Below are 15466 nucleotides of genomic sequence, written 5' to 3'. Positions count from 1 at the left end.
GAGCTAGTTATGAACATCAAACAGATAAAAGTACCTGCTACCTATATGCGGGGTGGAACAAGCAAAGGTGTCTTTTTCAATTTAAGTGACTTACCTGAAGCTGCGCAAGTTGCCGGAGAAGCTCGAGACGCATTACTTCTGCGCGTGATTGGTAGTCCAGATCCTTATGGCAAACAAACCGATGGCATGGGTGGTGCAACATCCAGTACCAGTAAAACCGTTATTGTTTCGAAAAGCAGTAAAGCCGATCACGATGTTGATTACCTATTCGGCCAAGTAGCAATAGACAAGCCGTTCGTTGATTGGAGCGGTAACTGCGGTAATCTGTCTGCTGCAGTGGGCCCATTTGCTATTCATAGTGGCCTAGTCGACTCGAATCGTATTCCAGAAAACGGTGTGGTCGAGGTGCGAGTATGGCAAGTGAACATAGAGAAAACCATTATTGTTCATGTACCTATCGCTGGTGGTGAAGTCCAAGAACTGGGTGATTTTGAACTCGACGGTGTGACTTTCCCCGCCGCGGAGATCCAAGTTGATTTTCTAGACCCCGCCGACGCGAGTGGCTCTATGTTCCCAACAGGGAATGTTGTCGATTTTTTAGATGTTCCAGATCTGGGGTGCATTAAAGCGACATACATCAATGCCGGAATACCCACCATTTTTGTTGATGCTGAATCGGTTGGTTACCAAGGCACTGAACTTCAATCAGATATCAATAGTGATACCAAAGCCTTGGCTCTGTTTGAATCCATCCGAGCACATGGTGCAGTAGCGATGGGTCTTATCGATTCCCTAGAGCAAGCTGAATCACGCCAGCACACTCCTAAAGTCGCGTTTGTTACTAAGCCTCAAGCGTACCAAGCTTCCAGTGGTAAATCGGTTGCTGCCGAAGATACTGATCTTCTGGTGCGAGCTTTGTCTATGGGGCAATTGCACCACGCCATGATGGGTACGGCTGCGGTCGCCATTGCTTCAGCGGCAAGCGTCCCGGGGACGTTAGTGAACTTGGCAGTCGGTGAGGGTTCCCGAGATTTTGTGACCTTTGGTCATCCATCAGGAACCTTAAAAGTGGGTGCTAAAGCGATACAAGGCGAAAGTGGCTGGAAAATTGAAAGGGCGATTATGAGTCGTAGTGCCCGAGTGATCATGGAAGGTGCCATTCGTGTGCCTTTTCCCAAGTAAAGCGACTGTCGTGAACGGTTAAATGTTCACGAACACAACGCTGAGAAAAGAGTGCAATCAAGTGCTACTGCCAAAAGCTAGGCGCTTGGAATAATGGATAAATCATGGAGGAGGCACTATGTCTGCTACGAATCGAATGAACAGAAAAACAGATTACATCACCGAGTATCAATGGGCTAGGGAAGACCCCAATTCGTTCTGGGAAACGCAAGCACAAGCGATAGATTGGTTTGAACCACCAAAAACGATATTACAAACTGACGATAACGGTATTGAACGTTGGTTTCCTGATGGGGTGATGAACACCTGCTGGCTCGCGCTTGATTACCATTGTGAAAATGGACGAGGTGACAATACGGCGCTGATTTACGATTCTCCAGTTACAGGAAATCAATCCTCATACACTTACAATCAATTGCGTGACCAAGTGGCTAAAGTTGCAGGTATGTTAGCGACGCAAGGCGTTACCAAAGGTGATCGTGTGGTGATCTACATGCCAATGATTCCTGAAGCGGCAATGGCAATGCTGGCTTGTGCTCGACTAGGCGCGGTGCATTCGGTGGTGTTTGGTGGGTTTGCTCCTCATGAGCTTGCCGTTCGTATCGAAGATGCTGAACCGAAGGTGTTGATTACTGCCTCCTGCGGTGTCGAGATAAATAAAGTCCTGCCATATAAGCCGATGGTCGACAGGGCGATCATGGACAGCCGCTGGAAGCCTGAGAAAGTGGTGGTATTCCAAAGAGAGCAGTCTCTAGCCGAATTGAACAATGAACGCGATGTACTTTGGCAACAAGCGGTTGAGGATGCTTTGCCTCACGTATGTGTGCCTGTTCTAGCGACTGACCCACTATATATATTGTATACATCAGGGACGACGGGTAAGCCAAAAGGCGTGGTTCGTGACAATGGTGGTCACGCGGTCGCGATGAAATACTCGATGAGCACTATTTACGATATGCCGCAAGATGGTGTGTTTTGGGCAGCTTCTGATGTCGGCTGGGTAGTGGGGCATTCCTACATTGTGTATGCGCCATTGATTCATGGCTGTACGACCATTTTGTTTGAAGGCAAGCCAGTACGAACGCCAGATCCCGGGGCATTCTGGCGTGTGTGTGAAGAGTACAACGTCGATGTATTGTTTTCTGCGCCAACAGCGTTTAGGGCAATCAAGAAAGAAGATCCTGAAGGCGAGTTGCTCACCAAGTATGACTTATCATCGCTCAAGTTGATTTTTATGGCGGGAGAGCGTTTGGACCCGCCAACATTGGATTGGGTTGAATCTCATACCAATAAACCGGTTATCGACCACTGGTGGCAAACGGAGACTGGTTGGGCTATCTCTGCAAATCCTACAGGGCTGGAGTCTTTGCCAGTGAAAGCAGGTTCTTCAACGAAACCTGTACCGGGTTATCAAGTGGAGATCCTCAATGAACTCGGTGAAATCGCACAAACGAATCAACAAGGGTTTGTGGCACTTAAACGACCATTGCCGCCTGGTTGTTTACCCACGGTATGGCGCAATCATGATCGGTTTGAATCCGGCTATTTGAGTCAGTTCCCGGGCTATTATGTTTCTGGGGACGGTGGCTATCTTGATGAAGATGGGTATCTATTTATCATGGGCCGTATCGACGATGTGATAAACGTAGCGGGACACCGTCTGTCGACGGGAGAAATGGAAGAAATCGTGGGTGGTCACCCAGCCATTGCAGAATGCGCGGTAGTCGGTATTCACGATGACTTAAAAGGACAACTTCCATTAGGTCTAGTTGTGTTAAAAGATGGCGTAAAAGTCGATGGCATTAAGTTACAAGCGGAGTTGGTTGGCAAGGTTCGCAATGAGATTGGCGCGGTCGCCTGTTTTAAGCAAGCCTTGGTTGTTGAGAGACTACCCAAGACACGTTCAGGTAAGATCTTACGCAGAACTATCCGACAGATCGCAGAAGGTGAACAATATGTGGTGCCTTCGACGATTGACGACCCTACCAGCTTAACTGAAATTGCTGAAAAGCTCGGCAAATAGACGTCGCAGTTTAGGTAATCTCACCTTCGGCTTGTTTATTAATGCATAACCCAGCGTGATGGTTTACCTAAACTCTACTTTATTCATCCGCTTATCCATTGCGTTTACTATGACCTCATTATGAATCCCACATATTGAGGTCTTTTTATGCGAGCTTACTTTTTGTTGATTGCTTTACTGGTCAGTGGTGCTGCTAGTGCCAGTATTTCAAAGGATGAAGCGAGTAGGGCGTTGCTAGAGCCATTGAGTCATCCCAAGATATTTAAATGTGTGTCCAAGACTGGCGTCGATCTCTATCAAGCGGTTTTTGATATGGGCGCGGGGTATGAAGCCGACCCGATTAATTCGAAGATGATCGTTAATTCAAGGAAAGGTCGCTACGAATATCAAATCTTAGGCGCGGTAAGATCTGAAAGAGCTGGTGAAATTGTTGTGTTGACTCGTCATGTGGGAGACGGTGTTAAAGTTGCCGCTATGATTGATGACGAAAATGGCAAGATACTGGGGATCGGCGATAAAAATCATTATCGAGATTGCGGTGTTAGGCCACCACCTAGCGCAGAAAATATGCAAAACTTTTGGTCCAAAGGCTAATTGCGGCATCTGAAAGAGAAGAATTATAGAGAAAGTTCGATTGAGGCGACCTTATTGGTCGCCTTTTTTGTTTGTCAGGCTAAGGCGAGCTCAAAGATATATATCAATAAGTACTTATGCGATGGTTGAATGATACATAACTGAACATGATGTATCGTCTAAACGTGGCTTTATTTATCTCATTAACGGTTCTGCTTAAGATGGCTCTACTCCAAACGAAGAACTAAGCGAGACTCCTATGAAATTCACTAAACCTTTTCTTTTAGCGACACTGATTGTGACTCTTTCTGGTTGCGCATCACCAGCAATGGATAACGAAAATGAGAATGCTGCACGTAATCGTGGTGCTGTGGGGGGTGCTTTATTAGGAGCGACAGCAGGCGCTCTAACTGGAGATGCGAGCTTAGCCGCGAAGGGTGCTGCATTGGGTGGTGTGACCGGTGGTGTTGCTGGTTCAATGAAAGATACGGACGATGCAAGAAACGCACAACGAACCCAAGTCACTGCTGATGGTCTGGCGCAAGACAATCGCACCGATGCAGAAAAGCGAGTTGCTGAAGTAGAGGCTGAAATTAAGCTTATTGAACTAGAACAACAGCTTGCTGATCTCAAAGAAGAGAAAGAGGACAACGGCGCATAAAGCTGAAGCTACAACTAAAGCTAAAGCCTAGATATTCGTTTAATTGAAAATCATTCAAACAGAATGGCCACATAATGTGGCCGTTTTTGTATCTAAAATACGCACTTCAAACAATGAATTAATTCAATAACTTGTATAGATACTCACGGCAAGTAAACTAGACTCAGTTTAGATATTAATTTGGTTTGAGAAGCGCAATAGTCATGAATGTCACCTTAAGGGCTGCAAAGCACACGGATTTGGAACAACTTAATGAGTTAATGTTCGATCTCCACCATCACCACCACCTTGCTAGCCCAGAGCACTTTAAAACGGCAGAAGAGATTGAGCAGGAAAAAAGCATTGCACGTTACTTGGATGATCCTGAATGCTTGGTTTATGTGGCATTAAAAGGTGAGCTCATTGTTGGCTTTATCTCCGGACATTTTTGTGAGCTTATCTCAACGGTGAGTAAACCGGTGCCGATGGGGAGTGTCGATGAGCTGTTTGTCTTGCCTGATTATCGAAAAGAATCGATTGCTGAAAAGTTGTTTAGCAAAGTTGAAGCGACTTTTGATGATTATGGGGTTGAACAAATCTTTGTAGAGGTTTGGGACTTTAATTCACCTGCCAAGGACTTCTATCAAAAAATGGGGTTCACACCTCACATTCAATGGATGAGGAAGGCTTTGCACAAAACGTAGACAGCGATTTTGTGCGTGTTTGATTACACTAGAGCAGTCTTTAACTTTTTCTCTTATTTTTAGGTAAACTCGTTGGTTATTCGATATTTATTAGTTTTCATATTGTCTCTTTTGAGTACTACTTCCGCTTGGGCGAGCAACACTTTGCCCGATCATATCGCGGGCGCTTTGTGTGTAGTACGTGCTGATAACCAACTTGTGTTGGTTGATGAGTTGATCACAGGTCAATTGTCTCTACCGGGAGGCACTGTGGTTTCTGGTGAGCCGCCATCGGTCGCGGCGCAACGAGAAACGTGGGAAGAGGCGGGTTTGTCCGTGACGGTCGGTGATGTGTTGGGATATACCGACAGTGCCGTTGTGTATGATTGTGTCTCTGACTCTGAAGTGATCAGTTACAAAGCTCGAAATGAGTTAGGTGGCTTTGAGCTACCAATCTGGTTTGCTCCTCATTACGGTGTGGAAATCAGTCGCGCGATGTTATTGCCACCTACGGAGTTGCAAGCTGACCAATATCGTTACCCAGAGCAATGGTCTGAGATTAACGAATTCTTTCTATCCGCGACAGATCAACCTGTGACGTATGTGACTGAGCTGGTGGGCGCGGCACCGAAAGTCCATCAAGTTGAATTAAATTGGATTGTGTCGCTTCAAAACGCGTTCGATAATATGCCAAGCGTGTTTGCGAATACTGTGCTTTTAACTGACTCGTTAGCGAAGCCATGGATTTTCATCGTGATATTGCCGCTAATTGCTTGGCATTTTGGCCGTAACTTCGCGTTGAAGTTTGGCTTCACTTTGATCTCGGTGACGTTGCTCACTTTAATCGCCCATCAAGGGTTTGGTTTTCCACGTCCGCATGCTTACTTGCCAACATTGAAGCTAGTGATGAGCAGTGGCTATAGCTTTCCAAGTTTATTGGCTGGCTTGTGGGTGAGTTTAACCTTGTTAGTCTTTTGGAAACTAAAGCGCCTCTTGGAGCAAAAATCGATTTTGATAGTGCTCGCGGGCCTACTGTGGATTATGCTATTTACGTCTTATTCAGGCAGTGCGTTCTTTAGTGATGTCTTAATGGGAGGCGTATTGGGCGCGTTAACGACTTGGCATATCGTAAGGTTAGATGCGAAACCTGATGTTAATATTAGTGCCTTATTAAGCTCTAAAGGTGTCTGGTGGGCACTGTGCTTACTGTCGATTGTTCTCACGGTGATATGGCCACTGCCAACATTCTCTTTCTGGGTAGCAATTTTGATGACGATTGCATGCTTAGTAACGCTAACGAATTCGAAGCCTTTGGTCGGCCAGTTCTCATTCAAGATTGTATTTGGAGTGATGGCGATGTTGTTAGCGGGGAATCTGCTGATTAGCTGGGCAGGAAGTTTCGTCTCATTCAGTGGCATCGCTTCATTTATCGTTGAGACCTTACGTTTCCCAATCTTGATTCTATTTGGTGTAGTGGCGTTTCGTCTGCCATGGAAAAGAGAGTAGGCGAACCGACTAATATAAAATCAAAAAGGCTGTGCAGTGCACAGCCTTTGTCATTTGTGCAACAAGCAAAAAAGTAATTCTCACTATAGCTGCTGAGCGTTTATGAGTTGAAGATAAACTTCTCAATCGCGACTGCGACACCATGGTCGTCGTTGCTCGCTGTGATGTGATCCGCCAGTTTCTTGGTTTCTTCCATTGCGTTTTCCATTGCAATGCCAAGGCCAGCGTATTCAAGCATATGATGATCGTTTTCAGCGTCACCCATGCAGATTACTTCTTCTGCTGTAATACCCAAGTGCTTAGCTATCGCCTCAATACCGACACCCTTGTTTGAATTCGGGTTTAGGAACTCTAAGAAGAATGGTGCACTTTGCACGATAGTAAATTGAGTCTTAAGCTCTTGTGGCAACTTGCCGATGATTTCAGTCAGCTTGCTTGGTTCTGCGACAATCATAGTTTTGATGATTTCGTGGTCATCTTCTAGTTGAGAAAAGTCGAACTCGGTAATCTCTAAGCCATTAATACGCGCTTCAATAGCTGTGTACTCATTGTTTTCAGGCGTGATTAAGCCATGAATCTTGCTGAATGCATGAACATAACCGCCAAACTGTACAGCGAGGGCAGCGATCTCTTTCGCGGCTTTACCATTGCTGATCTCACTGTGAATGAGTTCTTTTGTCGAGACGTTTTGAACCATAGAGCCGTTGTAGAAGAGCACAAAGTCATCTTCGCCGTTGATTGAAAGCTCGTCTAACTTACTCTGCATGCCTTCTAAAGGACGACCAGAAGCCAGAACCACTTTCACACCTGCAGCGCGTGCTTTGGCAATCGCGTCTTTGTTCTCTTGAGAAATTACTTTATCACTGTTGAGCAGTGTGCCATCCATATCAAGAGCAATCAGTTTGTACATGTTGTTCCTTACTAAAAAATTAAAAGCTAACGAAATCTAATGGGCGAAAGGATAAGGGAACTTGAAAGTTCAGGCTAGGGCTTTGATCAACTCATTTATCAGTACTCATTTGTTTGACCAACAGGGGCAAGTGCTTTAAGGTCTGCGGTTGATTAATTTCATCAAATGATTGAGCTGAGGGTAAGTTGTACAAGATTAATGAAATGTTTGAAACCATCCAGGGCGAGGGCGTATTTACCGGCGTTCCTGCTGTTTTTGTTCGACTGCAAATTTGCCCTGTAGGCTGTTCTTGGTGTGATACCAAACAGACTTGGGAAGCGTTGCCGGAAGATGAAACCAGCCTTGGTGATATTATGGTTAAGACAGAGGATTCACCGACTTGGTCTGCAATTGATGCGCAAGGAATCGTGAATGAATATATCAAGCAAGGTTACACCGCGAAGCACATTGTGATTACTGGTGGTGAGCCGTGCATCTATGATCTTGTCCCTCTTACTGAAGCATTTGAGCAGCACGGTTGTCGCTGTCAGATTGAGACCAGCGGAACATCGGAAGTAAAAGCCACACTGGGTACTTGGGTTACGGTGTCACCAAAAGTCGCAATGAAAGCCAAATTGGATATCCTTGATAGCGCACTCGTTCGTGCGAATGAAATCAAGCACCCTGTTGGTACAGGTAAAGATATCGAGCAACTAGATGCTCTTATTGCTAGAGCCGATGTTCCTGAAAATACAGTCATTGCACTTCAACCTATTAGCCAAAAAGAACGTGCAACGCAACTGTGTATTGATACCTGTATTGAACGTAACTGGCGTTTATCTATTCAAACTCACAAATATTTGAGCATCGCATAGGTTGCATTTGTTTACTGGTCTAGATAAGTCGCTAGTAGAAGATTCTCGTAAGGATTTAAGATGAAAAAAGCAGTCGTAGTATTCAGTGGTGGTCAAGACTCAACAACGTGTCTTGTTCAAGCTTTAAAAGAGTATGATGAAGTTCATGCGATTACGTTTGACTATGGTCAGCGCCATAGACTCGAGATTGAAGTTGCGGAGTCGTTGTCGAAAGAGCTTGGTGTGAAAGCGCACAAAGTGATGGATGTGACTTTGTTGAATGAACTGGCTATCAGCTCTCTGACTCGTGACGATATTCCTGTGTCTCATGAGCTACAAGAGAATGGACTACCAAACTCTTTTGTTCCTGGTCGTAATATTCTGTTCTTAACTTTGGCGGGTATTTACGCTTACCAAATCGGTGCAAATACCGTAATCACGGGCGTGTGTGAAACTGATTTCTCAGGCTACCCTGATTGTCGTAATGACTTTGTGAAAGCGATGAACTCTGCGCTTGTACAAGGTATGGACAAGCCGCTTGATATTAAAACACCGTTAATGTGGCTCAACAAAGCTGAAACATGGGCGTTGGCCGACCAGTACTCAGCACTTGAGCTTGTTCGCAATAAAACACTGACTTGTTACAATGGCATCATCGGTGATGGTTGTGGCGATTGCCCAGCGTGTGAACTGCGTAAAGTTGGCCTTAACGATTACCTAGGTGATCGTGAAGGTATTATGGCTGAGTTGGTTCGCAAACAGACTGAGAATAAATAACCTCAGGTCAATCAATTGGTTCGTTGTAAGCATCAATGATGCAGTTTCGGCCGTTGCTCTTTGCTTGATACAGTGCTTGGTCAAGCACAGAGTACAAGTCATCAAAGTCACTTAACGCGTTTGAGGTTGCTAGATAAGCAAAACTCGCGGTTACATTAAGTGGCTTTTTGCTTTCTGTTAAGAAGACGGTGCTTGATATGGCGTAATGTAGCTCTTCGACGCGCTCTCGCACGTCTACAGGCTTGGTATTGGTTAGCATGATGAGAAATTCTTCGCCTCCTAAGCGACCAAACAATTCGTCATTCATTAAGTGTTTTCGTATTTGCTGACTAATATGGACGAGTGCTCGATCACCAGTAGGGTGTCCATTCTCATCATTGATCGTCTTGAATTTATCCAGATCAAGCAGAACGAGGACATGTTGCTTTTCCGTTCCTTTACAGCGTCTGACTCTTTTGATTCTTCGTATGATCTCGGTCCGGCCATACGCTTTTGTCATAGCATCGATGGAAGCTTTTGCGCGAATCGTTTTGTTTGCTAATACCGTAAAGCTTGCAGCACAAAGCAACAGAATAACAACGATGTTGTACATCCATCTTTGATGTTCCATTTTTTCAATTTGAACGCGGTCGAGCTTTGCCTGATGTGTCAGGAAAGAGCTCTCAAGTTCCTGCTCATATTTGGCGTGCGTTAAGCCGAGGGCTTCGAGTGCGAGTCGATTGTCGATGTCTCTAGCTTCCATTTGTATTGACGAGTATCGCTGGTAGAAATAGAAAGCTTGTTGGTAATCGCCGAGTGATTGATGAATATCAGAAAGCTGCAGGAGTGACTGAGCGATGTACTTGTGTCTTGTGACTTGCTCGGATACTTCTAGAGCTTGCTGAGCATAATTGAGCGCCTCGGTTGTCAACTTTTGCTCTTCGAACATATCGCTTATCGCCAAGTAAGCGTTAATACGAATGACGTCGTTACTTAATTCATTCGAAGCTGACAGAGAGTTGACTAAGTAACCTCTTGCCAAATCATAGTCTCTAATTTGAGTGTAAGCTTTTCCTAAGCCAAGACTTGTTAGTGCGATACCGTAGCTATGCGACGATGAGCTCAGCAGTGTTCTTGCTGTTTGAAAGTGGTTAATTGCTAAGTCACTTTGCTCTTGGTTAAGGTAGAGATCTGCAAGACTATGATGCACTTGTGCTTTCATCAAATCAGAAGCACTTTCTCTTAATGTGAGTGCTTCTTTGAGATACTCTGCCGATTTTTCATATTGCTTTAATTCTTTAAGCAAATTACCCACATCGTTATAGATCCCCGAAATATCATGTCCTTGTGGGAACACGTTTATCAGTGATAGGTAGGTATCTAGCGCGGCTTGATAGTCACTGCGGAAATGGTGATTGTTAGCGATGACTCTATAAGTTCCAAACTTTGGTAACACAGGGTCAGCGATGTTATGTAAATCCGATTGAAGTGCAGAACAATAATAGTTAGCTTGATGATATTTAGCTTGCTCGTTAAGAGAGCGGCATAGCTGATATTTTAGTAGGGCTCTTCCAGTCAAATCACTGCGTGATTGCATCTTCGCCAATAGCGTCAGAAAGCTTTGTTGCGCTTCCTCATATTGGCCTTGGCCATCTTTCATTAAAGCATAAATAAACGTTTGTTCAATCGCTTGGTACTCACTGTCGTTTGAAGCGATTCCATAGAACGGTTGATCTCGGTGGCTCATGTATTGATATAACAGAGATGAAAGGTAAAGCTTATCCCCATAGACGGTTGAGCCAGTGTAACGGGTTTGCAGCATGTTTAATGCACGCGATGGGGAATGAGTTAGAGTCGAGAGATAGAGTGCGTTCCAATCAGCATTTGGAGTCGTGTTTGAATCTAAATCAGATGAGTTGAAAGGAGAGTCCTGGTGACGATCTTGTGTTGATACTTGGCCATGAGAATAAAAGCTAATGAACAGTAGAAGGGCAATAAAAACAGAGTGAGTCACAAGAAACGATCTATCAGATAAAGAACGATATTCTATTATTAGTTTGATGTTGCTTCAATTTTTGAATGGAATGGGTAGGAGGTTATGCGAGGTAAGTCTCTAATTTGTTGATATTTATCAGAGGTGTATCGGTCGTACTGTTCGCACGACCGATATCGGAAATTAGATGTATAATTTCGCTAGGTCAGAAGGCTCAAGTTCTTTGCCTTCTAATGTTGCATTCCAGTTAATACCAACAAGAACGCCGTCTTCAGCTAGAGTCAGTAACCAATCTTCTACAAAGATATCTAGTGGAATTTCTAATACTTCGAAGTCAGCCCACTCTTCAACGTTGTGAGTCTGAGCATCTTCTTTTGAAGACCAAAAAGGCATCACTTCGCTGCTTTCGAATTCACTTGAGTCACATGCTAGCCAACCTTCTTCATTGCGAAGGCCCCATACCAGTTTAGTTTCTTGTGTTTCAGAAACGAAAAGTTCTAGATTTGCTTGAGTATCAGCTGTTAGTTTGCTCATGGATTAATTCTCTATGTTGATAACGACGCAAGATTAACATTATAGATGGCTTAGGTACATGCTATTCAAGGAATTATCACCATACTGAAACGTTAACTTGAGATCACGTTTCAGTATGGTAAACGCAGGATAGAGCCTACTTTTTTATTTTGGTGAAGATGTGCCACTCTTCTTTGATATTACCTTTAAACCCAGCAACAGAAGCGACAACTTTTCTGTTAAGTGCGTGATTAATTTGGCTGTTGTCACTGCTGAATTCAGAATCGCCATGACCCACGATGTTGACTCGAGATGGTTGAATACCATTACTGATAAGGGCACGCCTTACGTTGGATGCTCGTTCTTTTGACAGTTTTAAATTGTGTTTGGCATTGCCCACTTTGCTGGCATAACCTTGTAACTCAATCGATGTACCCTCGTAACGCTTCAAAAACGCAGCCATCTGGCGTATCTGCCCTAGGAAAACAGGGTTAATTTCCGTAGAGTTATTAGCAAAGAGTATGTGGAGCTCTTTCTTTTCTGACGATTCAAAATATGAACCACAACCGTCGTTATCGATCTCTGCACCAATTTGCGTATCGGGACATAAATCTCGCGCGTTAATTACGCCGTCATTATCATCATCTTCGAGATCATAAATTTGCGTGATGTCTGGAAGAGCTCGATATTCAAATTCTTCATTGCTTGTTTCAGCTAAAACGTTGGCAGAGACAATCATGAGACAAAGCGGAAATACAGTCTTTATCAGCTTCATTAGTATTCTACCTTTTCATTCCATTCTTGAGGGGTTTCGACGCGTAACCCAGTTAACAGGTTTCCTGTTGCATTCATTACTCGGTATTTCGCGTACTGTTCGTCGTATTTGGCATCCAGATAGCCCTTGCGGGCTTCGAATAGTTCGTTCTCGGTGTTAAGCAAATCGAGAAGGGTACGTTTACCGATACGGTATTGTTTCTCATAAGAGATAACGGTGTCTGATGCCGAGTCTACGTGATCTGACAAGAACTCTTTTTGTTGAACGGTTAAATCAAGGGCACTCCAAGAAAGGCGTAAACTTTCTTCTACGTTTCGGAACGTACTTTCACGAAGGTCTTTAGCTTTGTTTAGTTGATAAGCGGCACTTTCTGCACGGTCTTGGTCTGAACCGCCGTTGTAAAGGTTGTATCTTAAACGAACCATCGCAGAAAACTCGTCGCTGCTGCCTGGAGTGCCTCCGGCATCATCGCGCCAGGTTTGAGCGGCTTCAAAAGAAACCGTTGGGTAGTTGGTGCTCTTAGATTGCTTGTATTGAAATTTCGCAGAGTCTACATCGGCTTGTGCAATCTTAATTACTGGGTGCTGATTAAACGCTTTTGCTAATGCGCCATCAACCGTGTAAGGGATAGCGCCTGCATCTGCGCGAGGGAAGGTTAACCCTAGCGGAGATTGACCCACAAGCCTTTTGAATTGCGTATGAGTGTCAAAAAGGTTGTTTTGCGCCGCAAGTAAATTACCGTGCGCTTTAGCAATACGTGCTTCTACCTGTGACATATCTGCCGTTGAGCCAATACCTGACTCAACACGCTTGCGAATATCGCTGTATATTTTTTTGTGTGTTGCGAGGTTATTTTCAGAGAGTGAAAGCACTTCATAGGCTTTTACCGCATCGAGATAAACTTTGGTCACTTCTAATGCGATATCTTGAGCATTAGATATCAATTGATAACGCACTGATTCCGCATCAGCCGCAGTACGGTCAATATCATTCGATGTATTAGCCCCATCCCAGATAAGCTGAGTTAGCGTAATTGTCGCTTCTTTCCGAGTCAGATCGGTCGTGCTTGAGTTAGTTGCTAGATCGGTATGCTCGTAACCAATACCTCCATCCAAGTCTATACTTGGACGATAAGCACCACCAGAAGCATCATTAAGATATCGCTTACTAACGTACTCATTGTATGCACTTTTAATGTCAGGATTGCTCTCCAACGTAAAAGCGACGGCTTGCTCTAGAGTTTGTGCCGCAGCTGGAAAGGCCATTGCAATGGCTAAACTTAATGTAGTTGTTTGAATCCTATTCAATTTGCATCTCTCCAAAATGAGTCACATCTGAGTTTTAATTTTGCTAGATAATATACAAAGTTTAGATGAACCGCCAAAAAAATCACGATCGCTAAAATAGCGCTCGCAAATGGTTGTCAATTTGTTACCGATTATTGTGCGTTTTATGGTGTTTTGAAGCACTTGAAACGTCTATTAATATCTCAATTATTTTACGTTAGCACAATAACTTATCTCACTTTTGAGAGTATTTTAAATGTTGTCCTGTGTGACCCTTGTTATTGTGGAGTATATCACTTTGTTAAAAAATGCATTCATAACTATGAATTATATAGTTTTAAGTGTTATATTTTATCTAATATTATAAATATAATGTCACCATTTTGACGTTAATGACAAGAAATGCTTTTTTAGGGGTTTATATGGACATGACAACATTGAATTTGGGTGGTGCATTAGCACTTGGCCTGCGCATTGTTATCTCGGTAGATGGTACGATTAAAGTCTTAGAAGAAGGCCAACCACTACAAGCAGGGGATGTCGTTCTTGAATCTCAGAACGGGTCCAATGAACCTCAGGTATCGGCAAAACGCTTCTCATCAGAAGAAGGCGAAGTTGAGCTCGACCAAGATATTGCGAATATCTTTGCCGCATTAGAAGAAGGTCAAGACCCGACCGAGCTAGGTGAAGAGTTCGCAACGGCAGCTGGTCAAAACGGTTCAAGTTTGGCTTCTAGCGGAACTATTGAACGTGATGGTGAAGAAACCATTCCTGGTACAGAGTTCGTTACTACGGGTTTCGAATCATTGGGTATGTCTCGCACTCAGAGCCTGAGTCTTCTAGATGCTTTCCGTTCGATTGACCAACCTAACACCGACCCCACTTTTGTTGATAACAATAACTCACCTGTCGGTGACACTGTCTCTTTTTCAACAAATGAAGATACCCCAGTAAGCGGAACATTATCTGCTTCAGACGAAGACGGTGACTCTCTGTCTTTCACCAAAGCCACTGATCCCTCAAGAGGTTCTGTTGTAGTAGACGAAAACGGCGATTGGACTTACACACCTAATGAAAACTACAACGGCGATGACAGTTTTACGGTTGTTGTCTCCGACGGCCAAGGTGGCACAGATACGTTGACAGTGAATGTGGGTGTTACTCCTATTAATGACTCACCTGTCGGTGAGGATGTCTCAGTCACCACAGATGAAGATACTCCAATAAGTGGTTCACTCACTGCAACAGATGCTGATAACGATCAATTAACGTATAGCAAAGGCACAGAACCATCGAACGGCTCTGTAATCGTCGACGAAAATGGCAACTGGACATATACCCCAGATGAAAACTACAACGGTAGCGATAGCTTTACAGTTGTTGTTGATGATGGCCAAGGTGGTACAGATACCATTACGGTTGATGTTGGGGTTAGTCCTGTTCCGAGCGTGAGTATCACAGAAACCGTGAATGTGAATGAAGGCTCAGCGGCCGAGTTCACCGTGAGCCTAGATAAGGTGGCGGACACGGCAGTGACGGTGAACCTGACTAGCTCAACGGCAGGTGCTAATACAGCGGAATCGGACGACATCGGTAATATGGTAGTGACGTTGTCAGATGGTGTGATGGTCGTGACACCGAACGATGACGGGAGCTACACAATCCCAGCGGGTCAGACCGAGCTGAAAGTGAGCGTGGCAACCACAGGCGATGACGTGTATGAAGGCGACGAGACGTTCAGCGTGAGCGTTGAGGGCGGCACCGGCGCGACAGGCACGGCGACAGGCGAAGCG

14 protein-coding genes are annotated in these 15466 nt (G+C 44.4%); 9 read left to right on the top strand and 5 right to left on the bottom strand.

All coding sequences use genetic code 11. The features are described 5' to 3' along the window. The first annotated feature begins 9 nt into the window (after positions 1–9). The 6 genes from prpF (at position 10) to AACT19_RS18205 (ending at position 6607) form a co-directional block, all read left to right on the top strand. Positions 10–1182, top strand: a complete 1173-nt coding sequence (gene prpF / locus AACT19_RS18230; protein WP_076647932.1) for a 2-methylaconitate cis-trans isomerase PrpF — start codon at positions 10–12, stop codon at positions 1180–1182. Between the two features lie 118 nt (positions 1183–1300). Continuing rightward, positions 1301–3205: a propionyl-CoA synthetase gene (locus tag AACT19_RS18225; RefSeq protein ID WP_076647929.1), complete on the top strand. Its 1905-nt coding sequence runs from the start codon at positions 1301–1303 to the stop codon at positions 3203–3205. A 147-nt stretch (positions 3206–3352) separates the two neighbouring features. Continuing rightward, positions 3353–3799, top strand: coding sequence for a hypothetical protein (locus AACT19_RS18220; protein ID WP_076647927.1), 447 nt, complete (start codon positions 3353–3355; stop codon positions 3797–3799). A 238-nt stretch (positions 3800–4037) separates the two neighbouring features. After that, positions 4038–4439 (top strand): glycine zipper domain-containing protein, encoded by a 402-nt coding sequence (locus AACT19_RS18215; RefSeq protein ID WP_004733606.1) that lies wholly within the window; start codon positions 4038–4040, stop codon positions 4437–4439. 203 nt (positions 4440–4642) lie between these two features. Next, positions 4643–5122 carry a GNAT family N-acetyltransferase gene (locus AACT19_RS18210; RefSeq protein WP_076647924.1) on the top strand — a complete coding sequence of 160 codons (480 nt, stop codon included), beginning with the start codon at positions 4643–4645 and terminating at the stop codon, positions 5120–5122. Positions 5123–5194: 72 nt separating this feature from the next. Beyond that, entirely contained in the window at positions 5195–6607 is a 1413-nt protein-coding gene (locus AACT19_RS18205; RefSeq protein WP_076647921.1) for a bifunctional NUDIX hydrolase/phosphatase PAP2 family protein, read from the top strand. A 100-nt stretch (positions 6608–6707) separates the two neighbouring features. Here AACT19_RS18205 and AACT19_RS18200 read toward each other — a convergent pair whose 3' ends face one another. Further along, a complete protein-coding gene (locus AACT19_RS18200; RefSeq protein ID WP_076647918.1) occupies positions 6708–7517 on the bottom strand; it encodes a Cof-type HAD-IIB family hydrolase in 810 nt (269 codons plus the stop codon). Positions 7518–7702: 185 nt separating this feature from the next. Here AACT19_RS18200 and queE point away from each other — a divergent pair, with 185 nt between their 5' ends. Beyond that, positions 7703–8371, top strand: a complete 669-nt coding sequence (gene queE / locus AACT19_RS18195) for a 7-carboxy-7-deazaguanine synthase QueE (protein WP_017077101.1) — start codon at positions 7703–7705, stop codon at positions 8369–8371. 60 nt (positions 8372–8431) lie between these two features. Continuing rightward, a complete protein-coding gene (queC, locus tag AACT19_RS18190; RefSeq protein WP_017082670.1) occupies positions 8432–9127 on the top strand; it encodes a 7-cyano-7-deazaguanine synthase QueC in 696 nt (231 codons plus the stop codon). A 7-nt stretch (positions 9128–9134) separates the two neighbouring features. On the opposite strand, the gene AACT19_RS18185 is transcribed toward queC, so the two are convergent. The 4 genes from AACT19_RS18185 to AACT19_RS18170 all read right to left on the bottom strand — a co-directional run bounded on the left by AACT19_RS18185 (position 9135) and on the right by AACT19_RS18170 (position 13652). Next, a complete protein-coding gene (locus tag AACT19_RS18185; protein WP_076647916.1) occupies positions 9135–11120 on the bottom strand; it encodes a tetratricopeptide repeat-containing diguanylate cyclase in 1986 nt (661 codons plus the stop codon). A gap of 162 nt (positions 11121–11282) precedes the next feature. Then, on the bottom strand, positions 11283–11633 hold the full coding sequence (locus tag AACT19_RS18180; protein ID WP_004733613.1) for a DUF2750 domain-containing protein: 351 nt from the start codon (positions 11631–11633) through the stop codon (positions 11283–11285). Between the two features lie 136 nt (positions 11634–11769). After that, entirely contained in the window at positions 11770–12387 is a 618-nt protein-coding gene (locus AACT19_RS18175) for an OmpA family protein (protein WP_076647913.1), read from the bottom strand. Further along, on the bottom strand, positions 12387–13652 hold the full coding sequence (locus AACT19_RS18170; protein ID WP_032555413.1) for a TolC family outer membrane protein: 1266 nt from the start codon (positions 13650–13652) through the stop codon (positions 12387–12389). The genes AACT19_RS18175 and AACT19_RS18170 overlap by 1 nt, the downstream gene beginning before the upstream one ends. 443 nt (positions 13653–14095) lie before the next feature. On the opposite strand from AACT19_RS18170, the gene AACT19_RS18165 reads away from it, so the two are divergent. Then, a partial coding sequence (locus tag AACT19_RS18165) for an Ig-like domain-containing protein (protein ID WP_242658964.1) occupies positions 14096–15466 on the top strand: 1371 nt, incomplete at its 3' end.

This window comes from Vibrio sp. 10N.222.47.A9 (assembly GCF_963872585.1).
Lineage (GTDB): Bacteria > Pseudomonadota > Gammaproteobacteria > Enterobacterales > Vibrionaceae > Vibrio > Vibrio splendidus.
The sequence above is the reverse complement of the archived record's forward strand: the minus strand, read 5'-3'. Positions and strand labels throughout refer to the sequence as shown.